Origin of the sequence: Natrinema gelatinilyticum, from assembly GCF_024266705.1 — an archaeon.
Classification (GTDB): Archaea; Halobacteriota; Halobacteria; order Halobacteriales; family Natrialbaceae; genus Natrinema; species Natrinema gelatinilyticum.
On the sequence record NZ_CP100756.1, the window covers coordinates 444,624 to 467,476 of the forward strand.

At 62.5% G+C, this 22,853-nt stretch carries 20 protein-coding genes and 2 pseudogenes; 9 read left to right on the top strand and 13 right to left on the bottom strand.

The genetic code is table 11. The features are described from left to right. Window positions 1-79: 79 nt before the first annotated feature. Together NJU76_RS02080 and NJU76_RS02085 are read right to left on the bottom strand one after the other, a co-directional pair. Window positions 80-1,930 carry a carbon starvation CstA family protein gene (locus NJU76_RS02080; protein WP_254531155.1) on the bottom strand — a complete coding sequence of 617 codons (1,851 nt, stop codon included), beginning with the start codon at window positions 1,928-1,930 and terminating at the stop codon, window positions 80-82. A gap of 462 nt (window positions 1,931-2,392) precedes the next feature. Further along, window positions 2,393-3,460 (bottom strand): pyridoxal-phosphate-dependent aminotransferase family protein, encoded by a 1,068-nt coding sequence (locus tag NJU76_RS02085; protein WP_254531156.1) that lies wholly within the window; start codon window positions 3,458-3,460, stop codon window positions 2,393-2,395. 131 nt (window positions 3,461-3,591) lie between these two features. On the opposite strand from NJU76_RS02085, the gene NJU76_RS02090 reads away from it, so the two are divergent. Then, complete coding sequence (locus tag NJU76_RS02090; RefSeq protein ID WP_254531157.1) at window positions 3,592-4,269, top strand: class I SAM-dependent methyltransferase; 678 nt, start codon at window positions 3,592-3,594, stop codon at window positions 4,267-4,269. 96 nt (window positions 4,270-4,365) lie between these two features. Then, window positions 4,366-4,806, top strand: coding sequence for a universal stress protein (locus NJU76_RS02095; RefSeq protein ID WP_254531158.1), 441 nt, complete (start codon window positions 4,366-4,368; stop codon window positions 4,804-4,806). A gap of 89 nt (window positions 4,807-4,895) precedes the next feature. Here the strand turns inward: NJU76_RS02095 and NJU76_RS02100 are convergent. Continuing rightward, window positions 4,896-5,215: pseudogene (locus tag NJU76_RS02100) on the bottom strand (NAD(P)H-hydrate dehydratase); the annotation flags it as partial. Window positions 5,216-5,329: 114 nt separating this feature from the next. Between NJU76_RS02100 and NJU76_RS02105 the strand changes: the two are divergent. Next, the gene (locus NJU76_RS02105) at window positions 5,330-5,971 is read left to right on the top strand and encodes a phosphoribosyltransferase (protein WP_254531159.1); all 642 of its coding nucleotides are present in this window, start codon (window positions 5,330-5,332) and stop codon (window positions 5,969-5,971) included. 244 nt (window positions 5,972-6,215) lie between these two features. Here the strand turns inward: NJU76_RS02105 and NJU76_RS02110 are convergent, their stop codons facing one another. From NJU76_RS02110 to NJU76_RS02125, 4 genes and pseudogenes are all read right to left on the bottom strand, one after another. Then, window positions 6,216-6,356, bottom strand: a complete 141-nt coding sequence (locus NJU76_RS02110; protein ID WP_254531160.1) for a rubrerythrin-like domain-containing protein — start codon at window positions 6,354-6,356, stop codon at window positions 6,216-6,218. Then, a pseudogene (locus tag NJU76_RS02115) lies at window positions 6,353-6,619 on the bottom strand (hypothetical protein); the annotation flags it as partial. The pseudogene NJU76_RS02115 and the gene NJU76_RS02110, both read right to left, overlap by 4 nt. Before the next feature lie 127 nt (window positions 6,620-6,746). Next, complete coding sequence (locus NJU76_RS02120) at window positions 6,747-8,102, bottom strand: DolP-mannose mannosyltransferase (protein ID WP_254531161.1); 1,356 nt, start codon at window positions 8,100-8,102, stop codon at window positions 6,747-6,749. Window position 8,103: 1 nt separating this feature from the next. Next, entirely contained in the window at window positions 8,104-9,195 is a 1,092-nt protein-coding gene (locus NJU76_RS02125) for an NAD-dependent epimerase/dehydratase family protein (protein WP_254531162.1), read from the bottom strand. Between the two features lie 493 nt (window positions 9,196-9,688). Here NJU76_RS02125 and NJU76_RS02130 point away from each other — a divergent pair, with 493 nt between their 5' ends. The 3 genes from NJU76_RS02130 to NJU76_RS02140 are packed head-to-tail and all read left to right on the top strand — an operon-like array spanning window position 9,689 to window position 12,278. Further along, window positions 9,689-10,603, top strand: a complete 915-nt coding sequence (locus tag NJU76_RS02130) for a decaprenyl-phosphate phosphoribosyltransferase (protein WP_254531163.1) — start codon at window positions 9,689-9,691, stop codon at window positions 10,601-10,603. Window positions 10,604-10,629: 26 nt separating this feature from the next. Next, on the top strand, window positions 10,630-11,316 hold the full coding sequence (locus tag NJU76_RS02135; RefSeq protein WP_256566134.1) for a PHP domain-containing protein: 687 nt from the start codon (window positions 10,630-10,632) through the stop codon (window positions 11,314-11,316). Next, the gene (locus NJU76_RS02140; RefSeq protein WP_254531165.1) at window positions 11,313-12,278 is read left to right on the top strand and encodes a lysylphosphatidylglycerol synthase transmembrane domain-containing protein; all 966 of its coding nucleotides are present in this window, start codon (window positions 11,313-11,315) and stop codon (window positions 12,276-12,278) included. Before NJU76_RS02135 ends, NJU76_RS02140 begins: the two co-directional genes overlap by 4 nt. Before the next feature lie 75 nt (window positions 12,279-12,353). On the opposite strand, the gene NJU76_RS02145 is transcribed toward NJU76_RS02140, so the two are convergent. The 6 genes from NJU76_RS02145 to NJU76_RS02170 all read right to left on the bottom strand — a co-directional run bounded on the left by NJU76_RS02145 (window position 12,354) and on the right by NJU76_RS02170 (window position 19,574). Next, window positions 12,354-13,658, bottom strand: coding sequence for an arylsulfotransferase family protein (locus NJU76_RS02145; RefSeq protein WP_254531166.1), 1,305 nt, complete (start codon window positions 13,656-13,658; stop codon window positions 12,354-12,356). Between the two features lie 696 nt (window positions 13,659-14,354). Further along, on the bottom strand, window positions 14,355-17,369 hold the full coding sequence (locus NJU76_RS02150; RefSeq protein ID WP_254531168.1) for a bacterio-opsin activator domain-containing protein: 3,015 nt from the start codon (window positions 17,367-17,369) through the stop codon (window positions 14,355-14,357). 156 nt (window positions 17,370-17,525) lie between these two features. Next, window positions 17,526-17,699: a DUF7556 family protein gene (locus tag NJU76_RS02155; RefSeq protein WP_254531169.1), complete on the bottom strand. Its 174-nt coding sequence runs from the start codon at window positions 17,697-17,699 to the stop codon at window positions 17,526-17,528. A gap of 145 nt (window positions 17,700-17,844) precedes the next feature. Then, entirely contained in the window at window positions 17,845-18,051 is a 207-nt protein-coding gene (locus NJU76_RS02160) for a DUF2196 domain-containing protein (protein ID WP_254531170.1), read from the bottom strand. Window positions 18,052-18,186: 135 nt separating this feature from the next. Beyond that, window positions 18,187-18,588, bottom strand: coding sequence for a peptide-methionine (R)-S-oxide reductase MsrB (msrB, locus tag NJU76_RS02165; protein ID WP_254531171.1), 402 nt, complete (start codon window positions 18,586-18,588; stop codon window positions 18,187-18,189). A gap of 716 nt (window positions 18,589-19,304) precedes the next feature. Next, a complete protein-coding gene (locus NJU76_RS02170; protein WP_254531172.1) occupies window positions 19,305-19,574 on the bottom strand; it encodes a hypothetical protein in 270 nt (89 codons plus the stop codon). A 185-nt stretch (window positions 19,575-19,759) separates the two neighbouring features. Here NJU76_RS02170 and NJU76_RS02175 point away from each other — a divergent pair, with 185 nt between their 5' ends. From NJU76_RS02175 to NJU76_RS26495, 3 genes are all read left to right on the top strand, one after another. Next, complete coding sequence (locus tag NJU76_RS02175) at window positions 19,760-21,361, top strand: bacterio-opsin activator domain-containing protein (RefSeq protein WP_254531173.1); 1,602 nt, start codon at window positions 19,760-19,762, stop codon at window positions 21,359-21,361. Between the two features lie 141 nt (window positions 21,362-21,502). Then, window positions 21,503-22,453, top strand: coding sequence for a phytoene/squalene synthase family protein (locus NJU76_RS02180; RefSeq protein WP_254531174.1), 951 nt, complete (start codon window positions 21,503-21,505; stop codon window positions 22,451-22,453). A 136-nt stretch (window positions 22,454-22,589) separates the two neighbouring features. Next, window positions 22,590-22,715, top strand: coding sequence for a hypothetical protein (locus NJU76_RS26495; RefSeq protein ID WP_256566135.1), 126 nt, complete (start codon window positions 22,590-22,592; stop codon window positions 22,713-22,715). The last annotated feature ends 138 nt before the right edge of the window (window positions 22,716-22,853 follow it).

Sequence of the window (22,853 nt, forward strand, 5' to 3'; positions counted from 1 at the left end):
GCCGCGAGACGGGCCGCGGCGATACCCACCGGTCGCTGGCGACTCGCGAAACGCGAAAAATTGAACGTGGTCGATTTCGTCAGTCGTCGCCCGGTTCGGCCGCTGCCGGTCCGGGTTCCCGACGGACGTGACTAATATTCCTGTACCCGAGCCTGACGAGTGCGAGCGCGAGGCCGATCAACACCAGCCCGAGGACCATCTGCACGATCGCCGAGAGCGTTCCCTCGAGTGACGTCGCCCCGCCCTGAAGCAGATTCAGGTAGAGGTTCTCGTAGAAGACCAGGATCAACAGACCGAGGGTGGTGATCGTGACCATGATCGCCATCGGGACCCCGGTGGAGATGAGCTGCTTGTTGTCATCCCAGTTGGCCAGCCAGACGGTCGCAGTCAGCAGCGCGAGCGCCGCGAGTAACTGGTTGGCGCCGCCGAATAGCTGCCAGAGAACGACCCACTGGCCGGAGACGACGAGCAGGTACGCAGGGACGATCTGGACGAGCGGATTCGTGTAGCGCCCACGAGCGAACGAGCGCGGATCCGCGCTGAGTCCGGTATCGGTCCGTCCGGCGGGCGTCCCGACGATCTCTTCCATCATGTAGCGGCCGAGGCGGACGGCCGTGTCGGTCGACGTGAGCAGGAAGCTCACGAGGACGAGCGCCATGAACACTGCACCGATCGTTTCCGGCACCCCGAGACTGGTGAGGATGAGCCCGCCGCCGGACGCGAAGTTAGGGAGCGCAGCGCCGATCCCGCCGGCCGGGTCGGCAAAGCCCCACACTGCGAGCGTCGAAAGCGCAACCGCGGCGAGCAGCCCCTCGCCGAGCATCCCGCCGTAGCCGATCAGTCGAGCGTCGGTTTCGTTGTTGAGCTGTTTGGCGGTCGTCCCAGAGGAGACCAGCGAGTGGAACCCACTGATCGTCCCGCAGGCGATCGTGATGAAAAGCAGCGGGAACAGCGGCGCGTATCCGGCCGCTTCGACGCCCCAGAAACCTTCGAACGCGCCGATAGAGCTGTCGATGACGAGCGGTTCGGCAGACGTTCCGAGGAACGTTCCGACGATGACCGCGACGATCGTGCCACCGACGCCCGCGTACAGCAGGAACGATGATAGGTAGTCCCGCGGCTGGAGCAACACCCACACCGGGAGTGCGCTCGCGATCGCGGCGTAGACCATCACAATCGGGATCCAGCCCGCAGTGTTCGCGCCGAGCGCGCTCGCACCGGGCACCCACGCTCCCTCACCGCCGAGGAGGACGACCATTGAGAGGTCCGCCGTTCGATCGGCAGTCGGCTGGAAGAGTGCAACCGGGAACTGAATCCCAATCCAAACTGCCGCGAACACGCCCGCGACGAAAGCGATCGTCCCAGGGACGAACGGACCGTTGAACTGGTACAGATAGGCCCCGAAGGCGAGCGCCAGCAGGATATAAATGAAGGAAGCCGTCACCACCTCGGGAAACGAGTTGAAGACGATTCCGACGACCAGCGCGAACACCGCGACGACGAGGATGATCGTTATGAACGCGAACCACAGCAGCATGTTCTTGCCGCTCTCGCCTACGTACTCGCCGATCATGTACCCGATCGACTTGCCCTCGTGACGGAGGCTTCCGGAGAGCGAGACGAAGTCGTGAACGGCACCCATCAGCGGATTCCCGATCGCGATCCACAGCAGCGCGGGCACCCACCCCCAGATGGCACCCGCCGTGATCGGGCCCACAATCGGGGCTCCACCCGCAATACTCGAGTAGTGATGGCCCAACAGGACCGGTTTTTTCGAGGGGACGTACTCCTGTCCGTCCTCGTATTTGTGTGCCGGCGTTTCTGCCTCTTCGTCGAGTTCGACGAACCGTGTCAGGTATCTCGAGTACCCCACGTATCCAGCGGTAAACGTCACCAGTACTGCCGCGATGATCCAAATAACCTGTGTCATGATTGCCCCACGCACATCAAGGGATTGCATAAACCTTAATTGTTTTTTATAATCATTTGGGAGGCGGGAAGAATATTTAACTCTTTACTGTATGCAATATATAAAGATAAGTCAGCTAATAGATTGCGAGCGCCGTCGAAGCGGAACAGCCGTCAACTGAATCATCGTATATCGGTAGGGTTCTCCCTGCCCACAGTATTCATAGGTTTTCTGTAGAATTTAATTATTTGAATCGCGAGAGTTGAATTCGCAGACGTCTCTCGATTCGGTTGAACTGACCCGACGGCCGGTTTGGGCCGTGATGGCCGGTCGGTTCAGACGGAGATACCCACTCGTTACGGAAGGCGAGAACTAAGCCCGACGCATCTGATACGGACTACCGAAAGTCATTACCGGTGCAACCGCAGGATGATCGCGGTTGCACCGGTAAATCGTTACAGCAGACCGTATGACGCACCTGTCCTACTCGAGAACGGTTCCGAGTGCGTCCATCGTCCGTTCGACGCGGTCGATGCGTGCGTTGTGGCCCATGTGGCCGACCCGGAGGACGTCCTCGGCGAGGTCTCCGAGCCCGGTCGCGAGAACGATATCGTGGTGGTCTGCGAGCCGCTGCTGAACGGACACTGCCCGTCCGGGTATCTCGAGTGCGGTCACGGTCGGAGACGATTGCGCGCCGTCCGGGTACAGCGACAGGCCGAGGTCGTCGGCTCGCTCCCGACAGCGCGTTGCGGCTTCGTCGTGGCGCTCGAAGACACGCTCAAGGCCTTCCTCGAGCAGCAGGTCGGTCGCCGCGTCGAACCCGTAGAGGTTCGACGACAGATGCGTGTATGGGAACCACTCGTCGTCGGCGGCGTCACGCCACGGTTCGAGGTCCGTATACAGGCTGTCCGTCTCGAAGGACTCGATTTTCGCCCAGGCGCGGTCGCTGATCGAACAGACGGTCAATCCCGGCGGCGCGCTGAAACACTTCTGGGAGGCACCGAGGGTGACGTCGATTCGATCAGTAGGCACCGGTGTCCCGCCGAGCGAGGAGACTGCATCGACGACGGTGATGACGTCGTGGTCGTCGCACAGGCCGAGAACCGGTTCGAGGTCGTTCAGCACGCCGGTTGGCGTTTCGCAGTGGACCATCGTCGCGACGTCGAACGCGCCGTCTTCGAGGTGGGACTCGATCGCAGCGAGGTCGAGCGGCTCCCGCCACGGCGACTCACAGACGACCGCGTCGCCGCCGTACATCTCAACGAAATCGCCGAACCCCCCACCGTAGAGGCCGTTCGAAATACACAACACCCGGTCACTGGACTCGACCAGCGACGCGACTGCGGCCTCGAGACCGAGGATTCCCTCGCCGCCGAGGACGACGATGTCGTCGTCCCCGTGGATCGCCTCGAGCTTCTCGGTCAAGGCACGGTAGAACGCGAAAAACTCGGGTTCGACGTCGGGGTTCGGCGTGGGTTCGGCCATTCGCTCGCGGACGTCGGCCGGCACCTCGGTCGGCCCAGGCGTCATGCGAAGTCTATCGTCGGACATACTGAGGATGCTGGTCCGTCCGGCCATAAAACCCTTCGAGACTGGGTGCGGACCTGTCGCCGCTCCCCCAACTGGCGGATCGACCCTGTCGGGACGGAAACGGTATACGTCCGTCGGACATCGTGTTGACCATGGCGAGTTGCGACCCACGCCGCGGCGCGGGCAACGAGGTGACGGGCCACCCGGCGTTCGCCGCGCTGTACGACCGGCTCATGCCAGATCGATTCCTATTTGGTCCCCATCGCGAGTACCTCGCGGCCGACCTCTCGGGACGAGTCCTCGATCTAGGTGCGGGAAACGGTGCGATGTTTCCCTACGTCGCCACCTCCGCCGACGCCGACATCGAGTATCACGCGGTCGAACCGGACCCACACATGCGCCGCCGGGCCGCCCGAAAGGCAAAACAAACCGACCTGTCGGTCGATCTCCGCGGTGCTCGCGGCGAATCGCTCCCCTACGCCGACGATAGCTTCGACGTCGTCATCTCGGGGCTGGTGTTCTGTACGATCGACGATCCAGACGCTGCACTCGACGAAGTCACCCGCGTCCTGCAGCCCGGCGGCGAACTTCGATTTCTCGAGCACGTCCGTAACGACGGCTGGCGCGCGTGGGCCCAGGACCGCATCAATCCGATCTGGACCCGTGCGGCCGCCGGCTGCCAGTTGAACCGCGAGACAGTTGAACGGTTCGTCGGGCACGACGAGTTCGACGTTCTCGAGATCGAGCGTCTCGGCGTCGGTCTGTTCCCGGCGACGCCGATCGTCCGCGGACGACTTCAGCGCAGATCGGACGGGTTCTCGACGAGCTAGCGCGTCCTTCCTGCCTCCGTGATCGGGGTTCCATGCCGGTAGATCGGCGGAAACGACGGAGTATTTATTAAGAGGCTCGGTGTGGTATGAGAATTCATGGTCATGCAAACCCTCGTCGCGATGGACGATTCTCCACAGGCCTCGGCCGCGCTCTCGTACGCGCTCGAAGAGTTCCCCGAATCCGCAGTTACGGCACTGCACGTCATCCAGCTCCCGGAAGGGTACTGGACGTCGTTCACTGATTCGGAGACGGAGTTACCGGGGTACGAGAGCGCACAGGAGCGCGCCCGTGAGCTGCTGGAAACGGCTGAACAGACGGCCGCGGAGCACGACCGAGAACTCGAGACGACCGTCGAAACGGGGAAGCCGGCGCGAGAGATAATCGATTACGCGGTCGGAAACGGATTCGACCAGATCGTTATCGGAAGCCACGGACGAACGGGTGTCGACCGGGTCTTGCTCGGGAGCGTATCCGAACAGGTGGTCCGTCGGGCACCGATGACCGTCGCCGTCGTTCACGAACAGCTCAATCACTAGCTGTTCGAGACGGGGACCGGTCGGTTCGGATCGGGAAAACGCCGGATCGGTTCCATCCTGGACGTGCGGATGGAGTCGTTTCGATCCGGTCACCGGATCGTACTCAGAATCCGCGCGATCACGTCCGTGGCGACTACACCGGGGCCGTACTCGGCCGTCGCGAGTTTGCCGGCTTTACCGAGTATCCACGCGCCAAGTTCGGCGGCCTCGCGGCGATCCATCCCCCGACCGAGCAGCGAAGCGACGATGCCGACCATCGTATCCCCGGTCCCGGCGACGGTCAAGGCCGACGTGCCCGTCTCGTCTCGGATTCGGTCGCCGCCGGTGACGACCTCGTCGCCGTCCCCGGTCCGCGCGACGACTCACCCGTCTCCTCCGAGAACAGTTCGAGCGAGCCGTAGGTCTCGGAGAGGGGTTTGGCCTCGCCCGGTCGAACGGGCCGTCCGAGGATCGGTCGCGGGTCGGCCCCAGCGTGTGCGACGCAAACGCATAGTACGATGCGGGCGTAGCACCGTTTAGGTCAATGTTCGACGACAGAACCGACGCCGGCGGACGACTCGCAACGGAACTCGAGCGCCGCGGCTTCGACGCGGACGTCGTCCTCGGCATTCCACGCGGTGCGCTACCGGTCGCTCGGCCGGTCGCGGACACGCTTGACGCATCCCTCGACGTGGTCGTCGCGCGCAAGATGGGGGCGCCCCGGAATCCCGAACTCGCGCTGGGAGCAGTCGCCAGCGACGGGAGCGTCTGGTACAACGACCACCTGATCGATCGGCTGGGAGTCTCCGAGAAGTACCTCGAGGAGATTCGCACCGAGGAGGCCGAAAACGCGCGTCAGAAAGCAGATCGCTATCGTGAGTCGGAGGGGCTGCCCGAGTTACGGGGGAAACGGGTCGTGATCGTTGACGACGGTGTGGCAACGGGCGCGACCGCGACGGCCTGTCTCCGGCAGGTGCGAGAAACCGACGCGGAGTGGGTTGCGCTGGCCGTCCCGGTGGGCTCTCCCCGGTCCGTCGAGGACCTCGAGCGAGAGGCGGACGAGGTGATCGCCGTGGAGACGCCCGCGGACTTCCGCGCAGTGGGACAGTACTACCGGAATTTCGGACAAGTGACTGACGAGGAGGCAATTCAGTATCTCCGGGGCGATGCGAGCCGTGATTCCTGACGGGATGCCGGAACGTCGCCAGCAGGGACCGCGTCGGACGTCGAGGGCCGCTGCCGGAAGTGATTCGTTGGCCATCGACCCGAGCGGCGGACCGTTTCCGGGATCGAGCCAGCGCGTCCGCGGGCGCCCGGACCTGAATCGACTCGAGCGCGAGTTCGAAGTCGACCGAGCGCGGGTTCCGCGGGGACCGCCTGGGCAGTCGCTCAGACGGTGGCCGACGAAGAACGCGGGTGAGACGGTATCCTTACTCGATCGGTGTGTGACGGTTGCGCATTTCCGCGCCGCAATCGGGGCAGGCATTCGGCGCGGTTGCGCGCACGACGGTACCGCAGCTGAAGCACTCGTAGGTCGATTCCGCCTCGGGATCGAGTTTGATATCTTTCATGATGGATACGACGGACGGCATCGCGTCGAGACGTTCGTCGCATCTAGGAATAATAGGGATATTAGGATGAGCGTGTTCGTCAGATAACTAGCGCCGAGAAAATTTACCTGTTCACTATTCAACCCCAACCGTCGCCTTTGCCGGAAGTTCCATGTCGTCGAAGACAGCGACGAAAGGTCCCGCTGCACCGTCCGGACGTGGCGGTAGAACGCGAGCGGTGAAATATCGAGCGTTTCGGCGTCGTCTTCCCCGGAGCGTTCGTATGGCGATTCGAAGTAGCCGCGGTTGGACGCGGGGAAAACGACCTCGAGCGGGGGATCAGTGCGTCGACTAGGTCGAACTCATGGGTGGTGAAGTGCCGGACGTCGAGTCGCTGATGACGCCGAAGCGCTACCGATCGGTCCGTTTCGGCCACCCGTCGCACGTCCGTCTGTCCAGTCGGTCGTCGGTCATCGAGACCCAGCGTACCTCGTTCCAGCTCAATCGGTAGTGACAGGTCTCCGGTTGCAACTTCTCCCAGTAAATCGTCTGCATTGAGGGAGCGTCCCCATCGCCCGGCGTTATCGGCAGTGGTTCTCCCTCCGGCTCGGCCGCCTGTTGCTTCGTCTGGAGCGTCGATTGCAGGGCCGGCGAGCCGAGGTGCCAGCTCAGTCCCGACAGGACGAGCACCCCGACGACTGCGACGGTGCCAACGGTCATCCATCGACGACGGTCGGTCCGGGTAGTATCGTCGCCGCGGTCCGCTGGCGCCGCAGACAGCCACGTCGACACGCGTTCGACCGTGATGGCCACGCCGAGCGCGACGAAGGCGAGATAGAGGAACGCGTCCGTCGAACCGTCCAGATCGACGAACAGCACCTGGAGTAAGAGAAACGCGCCGCCTGCGGGTATCCACCACCGCTCTCGGACGTCGCGGACGGCGGCGGTCGCCCAGCCATAGAACGCTACTGGCAGGAGCAAGGATCCGTAGCCGAAGACCAATAGGAGCGAGTAGATGCGCTCGGCCAGCGAGTACGGTGAACCGGCGGACAGCGTCGCGACAACCGTTTCGACGAACATGGGGACGAACGCGCCCGCGGCTGCGAACGGAAGGACGACGGCGGCGGTCACGACGGCACCGCCGGCGACGGCCCAGAGCGCGCCCGTTCGTCCGTTTCGCTGGTAGGCCATCCCGATCACCAGGAGTGCGAAGACGCCGCCCGACTGCCACGACCCGGCGCTCAGCGCGGCGACGGCTCCGGCAGGGAAGGGTCGATCGCGAAGGGAGAGTGCGAGCGCGAGGGCGCCGAAGAACAGTGCGTAGACCTGGGCTCGCACCCCTCCCGGAGAGAGGAGGAAGAGTTCCGGGACGACGAGCATCGTCAGACCGGCAGCGATCGCCGGTGCATCCTCTCCGGTCACGAGCGCTGCCACCCATCCGACGAGCAGAACGCTGGCGGCCGCGACGAGCGTCGTTACCACCGAGCTGAGACCGTGCAAGACGAGCATGTCCCCACCCGAGAAGAGGGCGAGGACGGCCGCGATCCCGAAGGGGACGGGTGGGTTCACGTCCCAGACGTCGATGTACGGAACGCCGCCGTTGAGGACGTACCAGCCCGTGTGCTGGAAGAACGCCGGATCGGTCCCGATCGACGGCCAGGTGTTGTGCATGAATCTGCTGAAGCCGGCGGCGAACAGGACAGCGACGACCGGTACGAGGACGACCAGCCACCTGGAGCGACTCGAGACGCGTGAACGTACGACCATTTCAGATCTGCTGTGATAGTTTCTTCGCGACGGCGAGGGCACCCTGATCCCACGCGACGCGGTGGTCGAGACCGGTCTCGTCGCCCTCCTCGTCGGCCTCGTAGTTCTCGAGATACCACTCGTAGGTTTCCACGAGCGCCTCACGGTTGGAGTACTCGGGCTCCCAGCCGAGCCCTTTCAGTTTCTCGACGGAGACGAACGAGTCCTCGTAGGCCGTCTCGTAGACCCACGGATACAGCGGAGAGAGGTTCAGCCTATCCAGTACGCGGAGGGCCGCGACCGTGAGAAAGGCAGGCGTCCCGATGGTTCGCTTGCCTGTCCCCGCGTAGTCGATGGGTGCCTGAAAGTCCTCTTTCATCGTGCCGTATTCGTCGGTGCCGACGTTGAACGTGTCGTTGACGCTCTCCTCGTCTCCGGTAAGCATCAATTCGATGGCGGTGACGAGGTCGTGAACGTGCAGCAACTGGTACCGGTTGTTCCCCCAGCCGACGAGCGGAACGTTCGCGCCATCTTCGATCCAGTCGAACAGCACCTGAAACACACCGAGTCGCTGTGGGCCGATAAACGTCTTCGGCCGGATGATGGGGACGCACAATCCCATCCGTCGGAAGTCCTGACAGACTTTCTCGGCCTGGATCTTGGCCTCGCCGTACGGTCCGACGCCGTCCAGCGGCGACTCCTCGGTGATGGGATGCGTATCGTGCGTTCCGTACACTGCGGTCGAGGAGATATAACAGACTCGCTCAACGCCGTGGTCGGTCGCCGCCCGGAGCACGTTTCGCGTCCCGTCGATGGTCGTCTCACGAATGCGGTCGGCGTCCCACAATGGGAGCGCGGCAGCGGTGTGTACGACCGCGATGGCGCCGATCTCCTCGAGTGCGTCGGCCACGGCCGACTCGCTTCTGACGTCTCCTTCGATAAACGCGATGCCGTCCGTGTCGTCTTCCTCCGCGAACGACTTGAGGTCGAACGCTGTGACGTTCCATCCCTGATCGCGCAAATACTGACATGTGTGGAGGCCGAGAAATCCGGTGCCGCCCGTGACGAGAACTGAGTCACTCGAGTCGTCGCTAGCGCGCTCATTATCACTCATCGTGTATCAAACGGGATGTCTATACGATGCCTCAATAGTGTATCGCCATTAGGAAACCTTAGGCTGAGCAAAGTGATTCTCACGCTCGTGAAACCGAGGGACGGTAGCCTGAAAGAGGCGAACGCCGGTCGCACAGTGCAGGCTCGGTTGCCGTCGTGAAACCGGAACCAACGTCTACGAGCTGAACCGTGGTTTCCGCTGTAATAGTCGCTCGGATCACTTTTGCTCTGTACAACTCGCTATCACTCTACCAAGCGACCCATGCTCGGCGCGCACGGCAACAAGATGTTATATCCGAAGGAAAGATCCTGTATCCTGATCTCCCGGTTTCCGTCACCGAAATATTACCACGACGTAACGGGAACCACTGCCCTCGATTAGAGCGAACCTCCTCTCTGGCGAGGCACCACGGTTTAACAGTCTCCTATCGTCGCAAATCGATGAAAACGAGTCGAATCTTTTTGTCCTCCCTTGTGGCAGGGGAGACAGATACATGTCCCGCGCCCACGTTGACCAGAACCTATTCGGGGGAACCGTCTCGGGTCTGGTAAAGGAGATGCGTCCCTGGCAGTGGTACAAGCAGAGTATTCTGCTCCTGGGTCTCGTCTTCTCCGAGAACCTGTTCGATCCAACAGCCGTTACGAACGTCGCTCTCGGGATCGTCGCCTTCTGCGCCATCGCAGGTACGACGTACATCGGAAACGACATCCTCGACATCGAGGAGGACCGCAACCACCCGCGGAAGAAACACCGTCCCATCGCCAGCGGACAAGTCACGATCCCCGTGGCAGTGTCGTTCGCGATCCTGCTCTTCGTCGGAGGCATCGGTCTTTCCTGGTATCTCGGCCCGCTGTTTCTACTCGTTGTCATCACGTATTTGGCTCAGAACGCGCTCTACTCCTCATTTCTGAAGGAGATCGTCATCGTCGACGTGATGGTGATCGCCATCGGATTCGTCCTCCGTGCTATCGCGGGCGTCGTCGCCATCGACGTCTACCTGAGCCCCTGGCTCGTTGTCTGCACGTTCCTTGGGGCGCTAATGCTCGCACTCGGCAAACGCCGCCACGAGATGGTCGAAAGCCGCGATCCGGCCTCGTCGCGCTCGATTCTCGCCGAGTACACGAGGGAAACGCTCGATCAGTTGCTCGTCGTCGTTCTCGCGGCACTGGTCGTCTCCTACTCGCTCTATACCTTCTACCGCAGTGGGATGTGGATGATGGCTACGCTCCCGTTCGCCATCTTCGCGGCGTTTCGCTACCACTTTCTCGTCCACACACGCGACCTGGGTGGCGACCCGAAGTTTCTCTTCTCAGATATGCCGTTTGTCGTCAATCTCATCGTCTGGGGAGTGCTCGTCGTCGCAGTCCTTTATGGTGTTCCGTCCCAATTCGTCGAACTGATCGGCTGACTATCTCCCTCCGTACTGAGTCCATCATGACACGACGATACGATCTTCAGGTGCACACGGACGCCTCACCCTGCTCGAGTACGCCTCCCGAGCGTGTGGCTCAGGCAGCAGTGAACGCGGGACTCGACGGCATCGCCGTCACGGACCACGACACGCTCACTAACGTCGACGCCGTTCGTGAAGCCGCACCGGACGACCTCGAGGTTATCTCGGCCGTCGAGGTGACGACGACCGAGGGCCACCTCCTGGGGCTCGACGTCACCGAGGCACCGCCTCCAACCGATCCGCTGGCGGTAGTCGATCACATCCACGATCAGGGCGGCCTCGCCGTCCTCTCGCATCCGTTCGACACGCTCCGTCAGTACTACGAGACTGACCTCGAAATTCTCGCAGACGCCGTCGACGGCGTCGAAGGGGTGAACTCCCGCTGCGTCCGCCGCAGGTTCAACGAGCGTGCGACGGGATTCGCCGACGACCACGACCTGCCGGTGACCGGAGGGAGCGACGCCCACTTCCCGATGGAAGTCGGCCGCGCGTACACTCGCATCGAGGGGGACGGGGCGCTCGCGGACGCGATTCGGGACGGGCGCGTCCGACCAGGTGGTCGCGGACGGTTCTTCTCGGGGCACGTCGCGACGAAATATCACCAGTTTCGGACAGCCACCGGTCGCGCTATGACGAGCCTCGCGTCAGGGGGGTTCCTGCGACGATGAGCGACTACGAGGGGACCGTCGTCAACCGCGGGAGGGCGATCGTTCGCAACCACGGCGTCTGGCTGACGGCACTCCTCTCGGTCATCGTCTTCCTCGGCCTCGCCGCGTACGCGAACGTCGGCGAGGTGACGAGCGCCCTCATGACCCTGCAATGGCGGACGTTCGCGGTCGTCATCGGCCTGACGACCGTCGGCTACGGCTTCCGGTTCGCCAAGTGGCACTATTACCTCCGACGCCTCAAGGTGGACGTCTCGCTCGAGACGAGTGCCATCGCCTTCTTCAGCGGCCTGATGATGGTCGTCACGCCGGGGAAAGCGGGTGAGATCTGGAAGGCGTGGTTCCTCCGCGACAAGCGCGGCGTGCCCGCGAGCAAGACCACCTCCGTCGTCGGCGCCGAGCGGATCACGGACCTCATCGCGCTGAGCGCGATGGCCGCGCTCGGGTTGCTGATCTACAGCCGTTCGTCGCTCCCCGTTGTCGTCGTCCTCTGTGCCATCGTGGCCGGTATCGTTCTGCTCCAGTGGCGACGGGCCAGCCTGGCGGTCCTCGGCCGACTCGAGTCGGTTCCAGTCGTCGGCGATTACGCGACCGAACTGGAGCGATTCTACGAGAGTACGTACCGCCTGTTCCGATTGCGCCCGCTAGTCGCCTCGACGCTGTTCAGCCTCGCGGCGTGGGGCCTCGAGGGCGTCGCACTCTGGCTGGTACTCGAGGCGTTCGGCGTCGAGGCCAGCGTCGTGATCGGCCTATTCGTCTTCGGTCTCGGGTCGGTCGTCGGTGCAGTGTCGATGCTCCCCGGAGGACTCGCGGCGGCGGAGGCGTCGATGGTTGGCGTCTTGCTCACGTTCGGCTACCCCGAAGCTGTCGCAGCCGCTGCCACGATCGTGATCCGCGTCGGAACGCTGTGGTACGCCGCAGCACTCGGTACGGCGGTGTTTCTCACGTACAAGGCGACCCGCTGAGCAGTCCGTCGGGTGGACGTAATCGTACTATTCGACGAACGCTACTAACGCAGGAGAATGCGAGACCGGGGTAGATTACTGGCCGACGTCGAACCGCCGCCAACCGAGGAGGAGTCCCTCCGCACAGAGCCAGAGCAACCCGAGGGCGATGCCGACGACGTGCAGTAACTGCGGAAGGTGCATCCACGTCGGGAAGACGTACTGGGCCAGGGCTTCCCCCGTCTCGATCGTCGACCTGACGGGGCCGGGGTCGTCGTCGACTTCAGCCAGTTCGGTCCCGGAAGGGGCGTCCGATGGTTCCCCGACCCCGATGCGGTCGGCCTCGTACGGGAGCGGAATAACTTCTCCGTCGTGGTCGTGGAACTGCCAGACGACCTCGCCGTCGGGATTGACCTCGAGCACACGGTTTTTCTGGGAGTCGGTGATCAGTGTGTTACCGTTCGGTAACCGGTCCGCGTCCCGGGGCCACTTGAGCCGCTCACTCGAGGGGCCCGTGTAGCGCCAGATGTACTCTTCGGACTCGAGGTCGAGTTCGATGATGCGATCGTTCCTGCTGTCGGCAACGACCATCGTTCCTTCATCTTCGATGTATTGGGGATTGTGCTGTTCGTCCAGTATGTCGTTGTTCCCGGGTTCGCCGGTTACGTCGACGACCTCATTGGTCTCCGGATCGACTTCGATGACCGCGTCGAAGTTGCGGAGGCTTATCAGAAAGTTACCGTTCTCGAGTTGGTCGATGTCGTTCGCGTGCGTCCAGTCGTCTTCTTCCCCCTCCTTTTCGGGGCCGCCGTACTTCTCGTAAAAGGGAGTTCCGGGGGTCAGGTGATTCTCGGCCTGCCACTCCCAGGTAATCTCGCCGTCGCGGTTGACGGTGAACGCGCGATCGTTCCCCATGTCGATGATCGCCGTCTGCCCGTTATCCAGACGCTCGACGTCGTGGACCTCATGGTCGTGTATGAATTCGTCGTACCAGTTGTACTCCCAGACGATCTCGTTCGTTTCCTTGTCGATTTCGACGACGCGATTGTTGACGCAGTGGTCGTCTTTCTCCTCGACCTCGAGATGCTCTTCGGCACACGCTTCGGCGGGCGTTTTGACGGCGACCGCCGCGAGCACTGTCTCCTCGTCTAGCTGTTTGACGGCAAACACGCGCGAGTCTGGCACCGACCACTCCCAGGCGACCTCGCCGTTCGGCGTCAGTTCGACGACCCGGCCGTTGTCGTCGTACGAATGAACGCCGACGAGCGTGTTGCCCGGGTACCGTTCGCTCTCGTTCACGACGGTTGGCTCACGATCGACGACGGACGCCTGGACGCCGAGCGATGCGGCAAGAAGGACAACGACGGCGGCAGCGACGGCGATACGGGTTCGCCGATTCATACGGACAGTGTGTCGCCGAGTCGATTTGAGGAATGGGCAGGTGATCGAGACGAATAGAGTATGTAGGTCACGGTTTTTTCGGACGGAGTTATGCAACGACTGTAGATAAATCTATGGAGCATAATAACTTGACTGCAGACCGTTATACAGTGGATTACCTCACGGTTGGCGGCGGTGAGGCTAAACGAGTTGGGAGCATACACTGGATTGGGCGTCACAGGGTGCAGTAGCAGCTCATTTGGCCTGCATGGACGGTGCGGCTCTCGCTGTCAGGCACGAACCACCAGTCGTGGGTGCTGACCCTTGCGCGTTCTGCAACGCCCCTTTTCGTGACTACCATATGAGTAAGTCAGGATAACGCTGTTTGTTGTCACTGGTGAAACTGACAACCACTCGACGTTCGAAGTCAAGGAATAAGACAGTGAGGCCGTGATCTCAGCGCCGAGTACGTTCTCAGTCGGTAGCGTTGTTGCCGTCGTCGCCGTTCGGATGGCGGTAGGCCGGATTCTGGATCGGCGATAAACCGATAAAACACTCGTCAACGTTCGTGAGGGCCGGAGACCGCTCATCTCGTGAATCTCTCGATTCGCTCGAGCGAGATCATCACCCGGTCGACCGCTACGGGGTGCTCGAGGACAGCATCGTCGATGGTCCGTCTCGCCGACGCGACTGATTCTCGGCGAAGAGAGCGGTTCGCTATTCGATTCCGTCCGTCGACGTCGCCGGAAGAGTGATTTCGTCGAAGATACTCTCGAAGAGCTTGCGCTGCACCGTCCGAACGTGTCGGTAGAACGCGGCCGGCGAAATATCGAGTGTCTCGGCGATGTCTTCGCCGGATTGTTCCCGCGGTGATTCGAAGTAGCCGCCGTAGTAGGCCAGGCGAACAACTTCGAGCTGTCGCTCGGTGAGACGGTCGCGTAGGTCGGTGTGGAAATCCCCGGACGTCGTCTGTTCGACGGTCTGCTTGGATTGGAGTTCGACTCCCGAAAACACCCTCGAGACGATGTTTGCGCTTTCTCGCGCATCGACTGACCTGGGAACATCGACGACGACTCGCGTGCTCGAGGGCGTTGCCTCGACGCTCCGGACGACGACACCGTGATCCGCGAGCTGCAGGGCGAACACCGGCCGTGAGAGATCGACGAGGATCGCGCCACCAACACCGTCTCCCACCTCGCTTTCGCTACCGAGTTCGTTGTTACCGTCGCTACCGCGTGCGTCCGCGCTGTCGCCAGCGTCCCGATCGAAGCTGATGACTCGTGCGCCGTCGACGGCGACGAGTTCGTCGGCCGCGGCGGCGACGGCATCTGGCCGCGCTCCGTCGACGGTGACGATCACCGATACACCGTCTTCGCGCTGGCGGATGCCCCCGTCGAACGAGAGGACACAGTCGGTTTGCCGGGCGAGACGCGAAAAGACGAACGCCTCGTCGGCTACCTCGAACTCGAGTCGTGTGCTCGCGTTCGACAGCAGGGCGTGCTTTCGCTCGACCGCGACGATCGCAGAGGCGATCGTCTCGCCGAGTTCCGCGAGGACGGCACGAATCATGTCGTCGAACGCCCCCGGCTGGTCCGCATAAACCGTCAGAACGCCGTACGTGAATTCGTCGTAAGCCATCGGGATGCTCACAGCCGACTGGTACGTACGTGCGAGCGCCTCCGAACGCCACGCTTCCTCGCGCAATCCATCGGCCACGTTCAAAACGACAGTTTCCTCGCCACCAGTCGCCGTCCTGACGGCGGGTTCGCTCCCGTCCGCGAGCGAAAGCGAGACGCTATCGAGGTACTCACGTCCCTCGCTCGTGCCACCGTGAGTCCGCGACTCGAGGCGGTCACCGCTCGCGTCTTCCGTGCCGATCCAGGCGAACGAGAAACGGTCAGCGGTCGTGAGCCGATCGCAAACGGCGCGTTCGATCTCCTCGCGCGTCTCAGCCCTGACCAGTGCCTGATCGAGTTCCCTGATTATCTCGTTGATCTCGTTGAGGCGGGTGAGCTGACGGTTCCGGCGCTCGAGTTCGCGATCCCGCTCGCGGAGCGTCCGCTCCCGTTCGACCCGATCGAGTGCTGCTTCCGCGGTCGCCGCCAGCAGGTCCGTCAGTTCGCGCGAGACCTCGTCGAACGTTCCCGACGTCGCCGATCCTACGACGAAGACGCCGTGATCCCCAAGTGGAACGTACGCCGCGCTGCGCAGATCGGTCCCGGGATTCGAAAGCGACGGAGAGTCGTGGACGTCCGAGAAGAACCGACTCTGACCGTCGACGAAGACGCGTCCGGGAATACTGTCTTCGGTTGCCCGATGATCGTGAACCGGACCGTGCAACCGCTCCATCCCCATCGAGGACGCGACCGGTCGGAACACGTTCTCGTCCGTGTCGAACAGGTACGCGGCGCTGGCTTCCAGGTCCAGTACGTCAGTCGCGTCCGCGACGACGATGTCGGCGATCTCGCGGTCGGTCTCGGCGTACAGGAGCTGGCGGGCGGTCCGGTGGAGCGCCGTCAACGCCTCCTCGCGGCGCTTTCGCTTTGTGATATCACGACAGCTGTAGAGGGTCGTCCCACCCTGGATCGAAACCTCGCGAACGTTGACCAGCAGGGTGTGTTCGCGACCCGCTCTATCTGTCGCCGTACACTCGATGTTGGTCAACACGCCGGCCGACTCGAGATCGGCGCGGTCGAAGAGGTCAGGACCGAGCAGTTCGTCGATCGAGCCCATTTCGTGAATCTCGTCGTCGGAGTACCCGAAGATGAAGTGGACGTTCGGACAGACGTAGGTGAACGCGCCGTCGTCGTCGGTGATGAGAACGGTGTCCGTCATGTTGTTGAGCGTCACCCGATGGAGCTCCTCGGACTGACGGAGATCCCGCTCGAGGCGGGCGCGCTCGGTAACGTCGGTCGCCCGCGCGAGTAGCGAGTCGACTTCGCCCGACTCGTCTCGAATAGGCCGGACGGTCATCTCGAGCGTGCGGACCGCCTCCGGTCGCTCGGTCCCGCTCGGCGATTTAGTCCGAGTCAGGTCGGCCACGCAGGTCTCATCGGCGGGGACCTGGGTCAATTCCCGGTGGGCGACCGCGCCGGTCGCTGCTCGCTCGATCGTCCCTCGAACTTTCGCGGGGCCATCGGCGGTCTGCTGCCACAGGGGAAGGTCCTGGAACGGTCGGCCGAGAACGTCGCTCGCGTCGGTCGCCGCGAGTGCGGGCTCGTTGGCCCGCCGCACGATTCCGTCCGACTCGAGTATCCACGAGTACGTCTCCGGATCCTCGAAGATCGCTTCGAACTGGCGAGCGCGGGCTCGTCGACGCCGCCGCGTCTGTCCCCTCGAGAGCGCCCGTTCGATCGCCGTCCGACAGTCCTCGATCGTCTCGTCTTCGGTACCATCGTGCGGAATGTACGCGGTGACGTCCGCGGCGATCGAATCGCTGGCCAGCGACTCGTCACCATCGGCTGGGGCGAGCACGACCGGGAGGTCGGGGTCACGCTCGCGGACCGCCTCGAGGAGGCCGAGACCAGTCAACTCCGACTTCGGGAATGATTGCGCGGTCAGGAGACAGTCGACGGAACGAGACGCGATGGACTCGAGCGCCGCGTCAGCGGTCGAAACCTCGATCACGTCGTACACGTCGTCATCGAGCGCGCTCGATAGGGTCACTGAATCCTTCTCAGGTGGTTTGACGACGAGGATTCGAGCGTCGTCAAGCGTCCATGCGGAAGCCATTCGGTTTCCCTACGAACCGCTGCCGATAGAAAGCATCGTTCCGTTCACGACGATCGGTCGCTGACTGACGCGAATCCAACGCGTCGGACGGGTCGAACGAATCGAAGAACAGGCGCGGCTGATCGGCCGGCGGTACTCAGACGGCCCCGTTTCGGATTATCGCTCGTCGTCCAAAACCGGCGTTTCGGACGTCGACATCGCGATCCAGGCGTCGTCGCGGCCGATGTCGGCGATGACGAGGTGCGACTGGCCGTCGATTTCGTCGATCGAGGCCACCACGTCGCTCGATGCGTCCACCGGTCGTCCGATTGGTTTGCCATCAGGTACCATAGGTGGTCCTTACTCAACAGCAACTATGAATGTATCGGAACGAGTTCGATTAGTGTTTGAATATCGGATACGATCACCGAGTTTCAAGGACACTTCAAACCAATATCCGATTTTATTAGAAATGTGAAACCAGTCAAATAGGCTACTATTCGTCGGCGACGACCGACTGGACGTGTCCGACGACGCCACTTTTCAGTTTGACCTGCGGCCCCTCCAGTTCGTCGCCGTACACTGAGGCGATCTCGCCGATTATCGGCTCGGTATCGCTGGACCGGACGTCTTGATCGCCCTGAACGATTTCGACGGTGAGTCCCCGACGCAGTTCCGCCGCCGTCGGTCGTTCATCGGACATACCCGCCACTGAGGCTGGTATCTAAAAAAGAACGCTGCCTGCAATTGCCCGTTCGGCGGCGCTCGTTTTCCGGTGGCTTTGTCCGCACTCGTTTCTCGAGTCGAATTCGACCGTTCGGTCCGACCGAGAGAGCGGTTAGGATTCGTCGAATCCAAGGGCGACCGAGTTGATGCAATATCGTTTGCCCGTCGGATCGGGGCCGTCCTCGAAAACGTGGCCGAGGTGGCCGCCGCAGTTTGCACACAGCACTTCGGTTCGGCGCATGCCGTGGCTCGTGTCGGTCCGAGTCTCGACCCGGTCGTCGTCGACGTCGTAGAAACTCGGCCAGCCGCATCCGGACTCGAACTTCGTTTCGGAATCGAACAGTTCGGCACCGCAGCCCGCACAGACGTACGTCCCTTCGTCAGTGTGCTCGACGAACTCGCCGCTAAAGGGGGGCTCTGTGCCGGCTTCGCGGAGGACTCGGTACTCCTCGTCGCTCAATTCCTCGCGCCACTCCTCGTCGCTCGCTGGGACGCGATTTGTCTCGTTGCTCATGATCGTCCCTTGGCGCGTCCGCCCCAAGAATCTGTCTGCGTGCGGGGTCCGCTCGCGTTCCTCGCGTCGAAGCGGTTCGCTTCACGCGCTGGAGAAGCTCCCGCCGATTCGAGTGACTGCAGTCAGCGACTCGTGATTACGTCCGTGCTTTCACACGAGGGGCACTGGGTCATTCGACCCAATTTCGGGACCGTAATCCGTTGCCACTCGTCGTCCCCGCCGGGTGCTTCGAAACCGCAGTTTCGACACCGTGACTGTCCGTGGGGTGAATGGGCACTCGCCATATCCATCGTTATGCCATAGATCCCCATAGTCGTTTGTCCACTCGACGATGAGTGTCACCGGTTCCAACGGGTCGAGCGGCCGATCACCGTGTGGTGATCGGCGGCGAGACGTCCGTGACAGGGGGTGAGCGTGGACAACGCGTTCGGTCGGTGGGATCTGAACGGAGGCGAACAGTCCTCGGCCCGCACCGTCCGTTCGCGCGGAGTTCGATCGGAGATCTCCTCGTCACCGTACCCACCGTCTTCGAGTACCTGTCCCGTGGCGGACCGTGATGACAGGAGTCCGCCGATCCGGCACCCGGATCGTCGTCGAAGTGGATCAGTATCCCAGCACGCCTGATCTCCGTAGAAGATGTCCACGAACGGATATAAAAGAGTTTCTGGAAATATAATATAATTTTTATTTCCAGATCCATCGTGCGGCGACAGTTATCACCGGCGACGAACCGCGAGTCCGCCGACGAGTGGCGCAACTGCGACGGAGGCGGCCGGTCGGCTGAATCTGGGGACGCCGTCGTCCGAGGCCGGTTCTTCGGAATTGGTACTCGTGTTCTCGACTTCCTCACTGTCGGTATCGGTACCGTCCGGACCGACTGAGTCGCCGTATTCGTCGGTAACGGTACCGCCGACGGTCTCGCCGAGGATAATCCGATCGTTCGTGGTCTCGAGAGACAGTGACGGCGTCCGTTCGATCTGGTACATGCGGCTCGTGTCGGTTCCCCCGGTCGGCAAACCGATCGAGGAGGGTCGAATTACTGCTGTGAAACTCCCCTCGCTCCGGGAGGCTGTCGGACCACAGCAGATGAACGACTCCGCTACGCGGACCGAGCGCCGCTCGCACGAGTCACTCGCGTTCGTTATGGGGTAGAAAGGCATAGGATCATCCGATGGATATCCGCCACAATCTCGCCGCAGCGGCCCTCGAGACGCTCCCGATCACCGTGGCTATCATCGACGACGACGGAGAGATCCTACTGACCAACCGGTCCTGGCGCGAGTTCGGTCCCGACGATGCGACGGTCGACCACGTGGGCCACAATTACCTCGCGACGACGGCCGTCGACAACGACGAATACGCCGAGCGGTCGATAGTGGGCATCGAGGCCGTACTCGCGGGCGATCAGGAATCGTTCTCGATGGAATATCCGTGTCACTCACCCGAGGAAAAGCGCTGGTTTTTGATGCGAGTCAATCAGTTCAGCCACGACGGCGAGCGACTGGCCTCGCTCGTCCACCTCGAGATCACCGAGCGAAAACTGGCGGAAATCGCCGCCTCGGAGACCGCCGATGAGTTGCGCCAGGAGCGCCAGGCGCTCGAACACGTCCTCGAGCGCGTCGACGGATTGGTCCAGGACGTCACCGACGCCGCCGTCGGTGCAGGGACGAGAACGGAAATCGAACGGGACGTCTGTCGGCGGCTCGTCGAGACCGACCCCTACGTTCTCGCCTGGATCGGCTGCGTCGACGTCACGAATCGACGATTATCACCCCGAGAGTGGGTCAGCGAGAACGAGTTCCCGCTCGAGGACGACGAACTCGTCCTCGAGACCGACGACGCTCACCCCGCCGTCCGGGCGCTGTCCACCGACAGTCCGCAGACGATCCAGGACATCGCGTCGTTCGACGGTGCAGACGAGTGGTGGCCGACGGGAGCCGGGGAGCATCTCCAGTCCGTCGCTGCACTCCCCATTACGTACGGCGACGTCGTCTACGGCGTCCTCGTCGTGTTCGCTGGCGAACCCGACGCGTTCGACGAGCGTGAACTCCTCGTCCTCGAGTCGCTTTCCGAGACGGTCGCAACCGCGATGAATGCACTCGAGACCAGGCGAATGCTTACGAGCGAAACCGTAGTCGCCATCGAACTCGCTATCGAAGACCCCTCACTGTTCGTCACGAACCTATCCGACGAAATCGATGCCGCGATCAGCTATCGTGGGCAGACGTACGACCGCGACGGCACGCCGCTCGTCTTCCTCACCGTCGACCGCGGCGTATCGGCCGACGACCTGTCCGCTACGGCCGGCGACGATCGAACTGTAACGATCCTTTCGGATGCGGAGGACAGCACCGTCCTCGAGGTCAGGGCACCGAGCGGACTGATACCGGCGCTGAACGAACACGGTGCGGTGCTCAGAGAGTGTACGGCTTCCGATGGGATCGCCGACCTCGAGATCGAACTGGCGGATGGACAGTCCGCGCGGTCTGTCTACGATCTGTTCGAGCGCCGGTACGATCGCGTGGAACTGGTCAGCTACCACGAACGGGAGGACCCAACGCAGGCGCCACGGGATACGACGGCCCGACTCGAATCGGCCCTGACGGATCGCCAACTCACGGCGCTCCGGACGGCCTATTACGCCAATTACTTCGAGTGGCCTCGCGACGTGTCGGGCGAAGAGCTGGCCGAGTCGATGGATATCTCCCGGTCGACCTTTCACCAGCACTTGCGGACCGCTCAGCGGAAACTGCTCGACGAACTCTTCGAGTGAGCCCCCCGAGCCGAGTCGGTACCCGTCGCGGGAATCCGTCCGATTCGATGTGAGTATACATAGTGAGGGACTGGTACTTTATATACACCTGTTGTAGGATGCTCATCCGACCGCCGTCAGACGGAGTCAACGAGGCCGAGGATGCAACAGGAACACATCAACGAAAGCAAGGCGATACAGAAGCGGACCGGCAAGACGTTCTATCTCGCAACGCGGTTTCTCCCCGAGCGAGTTCGACGCGCCACCCACGTCCTCTACGCGTTCTTCCGGATCGCAGACGAGGTCGTCGACGACGCCGACGGTGTCGACTCCGAGATCCAGCGGACCCAACTCGAGCACCTCCGGGCCCAGGCACTCGGCGAGCAGGCGCCCGACGACCCCGTTCTCGAGGCGTTTCAGGAACTCCGGGAGCGTTACGGGATCACCGACGAGGAGATCGACACCTTCATCGACGCGATGGCGACCGACATCGAGACGAGCCGGTACGAGACGTACGCCGATCTCGAGTCCTACATGCGGGGGTCGGCCGCCTCCGTCGGCGTCATGATGACCGCAATCATGGAACCCGACGCCGAGGAGACCGCGCTTCCCCACGCCGTCAAACTCGGTGAGGCCTTCCAGATGACGAACTTCCTGCGAGACGTTCGGGAGGACGTTCTCGAGCGCGGGCGGATCTACATCCCGCAGGAGACGTTCCGGGAACACGATGTTGATCCCGCACAGATCGAACGACTCGAGTACTCCGACTCGTTCGCGGCGGCGATGGCCAGCGAACTTCAGCGAACGGAAGCCCTCTACCGGGAGGGCGTCGCCGGGATTCGGTACCTCCCCGAGGACTGCCAGCTCCCGGTCTTGCTGGCGGCGGTCCTCTACGCCGAACACCACACCGTGATCCGATCACAGGATTACGACGTCCTCTCGTCCAAACCGTCGCTGTCGACAGCCCGGAAACTGTGGTGTCTCGTGAAGACGCGCTGGCACTGGCACTGGCACCGTGATCCGGAGGCAGTGTTTCAGCGGGTGTCTGCGGTCCCGACGGCTGAACCCGGCCGTCGCGGTCCCGAGCATGGAGACCGCATTCCGATGCGATAGCAACGAACGGAGGACGAAGTCCGACGCGGTGACAAACCGACGGCAATCAACCCCACGATATCGTGGCTCTCGTTTCGTAGGCTCGACGGCCCACGTGAGCACTACGTCCGCTGAAACGTTCTCCGCGTCGTGACCTATGGATGACAAACGAACGATGGCCAGAACGACGGCGATTACTCTCGGCGTGTGGATCGCCGTGACGATCGCCGCCGTGATACTACTGCTTCTGTTCGTCGACATCATCTCGAGTCTGTTCCTGTGAAACAGAGGCTGGAGTACACAACTACTCGATCAGTACCTCGCAACTACCGTTTCACTCACACACTCACACTCACACGATCCCTTGCTGGCGGCCTCGAGCCGAAAACTGTGTAGCGGTGACGAACCCGTTCTCGCGTTC

Bases quoted from the DNA above. Each gene is read 5' to 3' on its own strand.
- NJU76_RS02080 (WP_254531155.1), bottom strand. From the start codon at position 1,930: ATGACACAGGTTATTTGGATCATCGCGGCAGTACTGGTGACGTTTACC.
- NJU76_RS02085 (WP_254531156.1), bottom strand. From the start codon at position 3,460: ATGTCCGACGATAGACTTCGCATGACGCCTGGGCCGACCGAGGTGCCG.
- NJU76_RS02090 (WP_254531157.1), top strand. From the start codon at position 3,592: ATGGCGAGTTGCGACCCACGCCGCGGCGCGGGCAACGAGGTGACGGGC.
- NJU76_RS02095 (WP_254531158.1), top strand. From the start codon at position 4,366: ATGGTCATGCAAACCCTCGTCGCGATGGACGATTCTCCACAGGCCTCG.
- NJU76_RS02105 (WP_254531159.1), top strand. From the start codon at position 5,330: ATGTTCGACGACAGAACCGACGCCGGCGGACGACTCGCAACGGAACTC.
- NJU76_RS02110 (WP_254531160.1), bottom strand. From the start codon at position 6,356: ATGAAAGATATCAAACTCGATCCCGAGGCGGAATCGACCTACGAGTGC.
- NJU76_RS02120 (WP_254531161.1), bottom strand. From the start codon at position 8,102: ATGGTCGTACGTTCACGCGTCTCGAGTCGCTCCAGGTGGCTGGTCGTC.
- NJU76_RS02125 (WP_254531162.1), bottom strand. From the start codon at position 9,195: ATGAGTGATAATGAGCGCGCTAGCGACGACTCGAGTGACTCAGTTCTC.
- NJU76_RS02130 (WP_254531163.1), top strand. From the start codon at position 9,689: ATGTCCCGCGCCCACGTTGACCAGAACCTATTCGGGGGAACCGTCTCG.
- NJU76_RS02135 (WP_256566134.1), top strand. From the start codon at position 10,630: ATGACACGACGATACGATCTTCAGGTGCACACGGACGCCTCACCCTGC.
- NJU76_RS02140 (WP_254531165.1), top strand. From the start codon at position 11,313: ATGAGCGACTACGAGGGGACCGTCGTCAACCGCGGGAGGGCGATCGTT.
- NJU76_RS02145 (WP_254531166.1), bottom strand. From the start codon at position 13,658: ATGAATCGGCGAACCCGTATCGCCGTCGCTGCCGCCGTCGTTGTCCTT.
- NJU76_RS02150 (WP_254531168.1), bottom strand. From the start codon at position 17,369: ATGGCTTCCGCATGGACGCTTGACGACGCTCGAATCCTCGTCGTCAAA.
- NJU76_RS02155 (WP_254531169.1), bottom strand. From the start codon at position 17,699: ATGGTACCTGATGGCAAACCAATCGGACGACCGGTGGACGCATCGAGC.
- NJU76_RS02160 (WP_254531170.1), bottom strand. From the start codon at position 18,051: ATGTCCGATGAACGACCGACGGCGGCGGAACTGCGTCGGGGACTCACC.
- msrB (WP_254531171.1), bottom strand. From the start codon at position 18,588: ATGAGCAACGAGACAAATCGCGTCCCAGCGAGCGACGAGGAGTGGCGC.
- NJU76_RS02170 (WP_254531172.1), bottom strand. From the start codon at position 19,574: ATGTACCAGATCGAACGGACGCCGTCACTGTCTCTCGAGACCACGAAC.
- NJU76_RS02175 (WP_254531173.1), top strand. From the start codon at position 19,760: ATGGATATCCGCCACAATCTCGCCGCAGCGGCCCTCGAGACGCTCCCG.
- NJU76_RS02180 (WP_254531174.1), top strand. From the start codon at position 21,503: ATGCAACAGGAACACATCAACGAAAGCAAGGCGATACAGAAGCGGACC.
- NJU76_RS26495 (WP_256566135.1), top strand. From the start codon at position 22,590: ATGGATGACAAACGAACGATGGCCAGAACGACGGCGATTACTCTCGGC.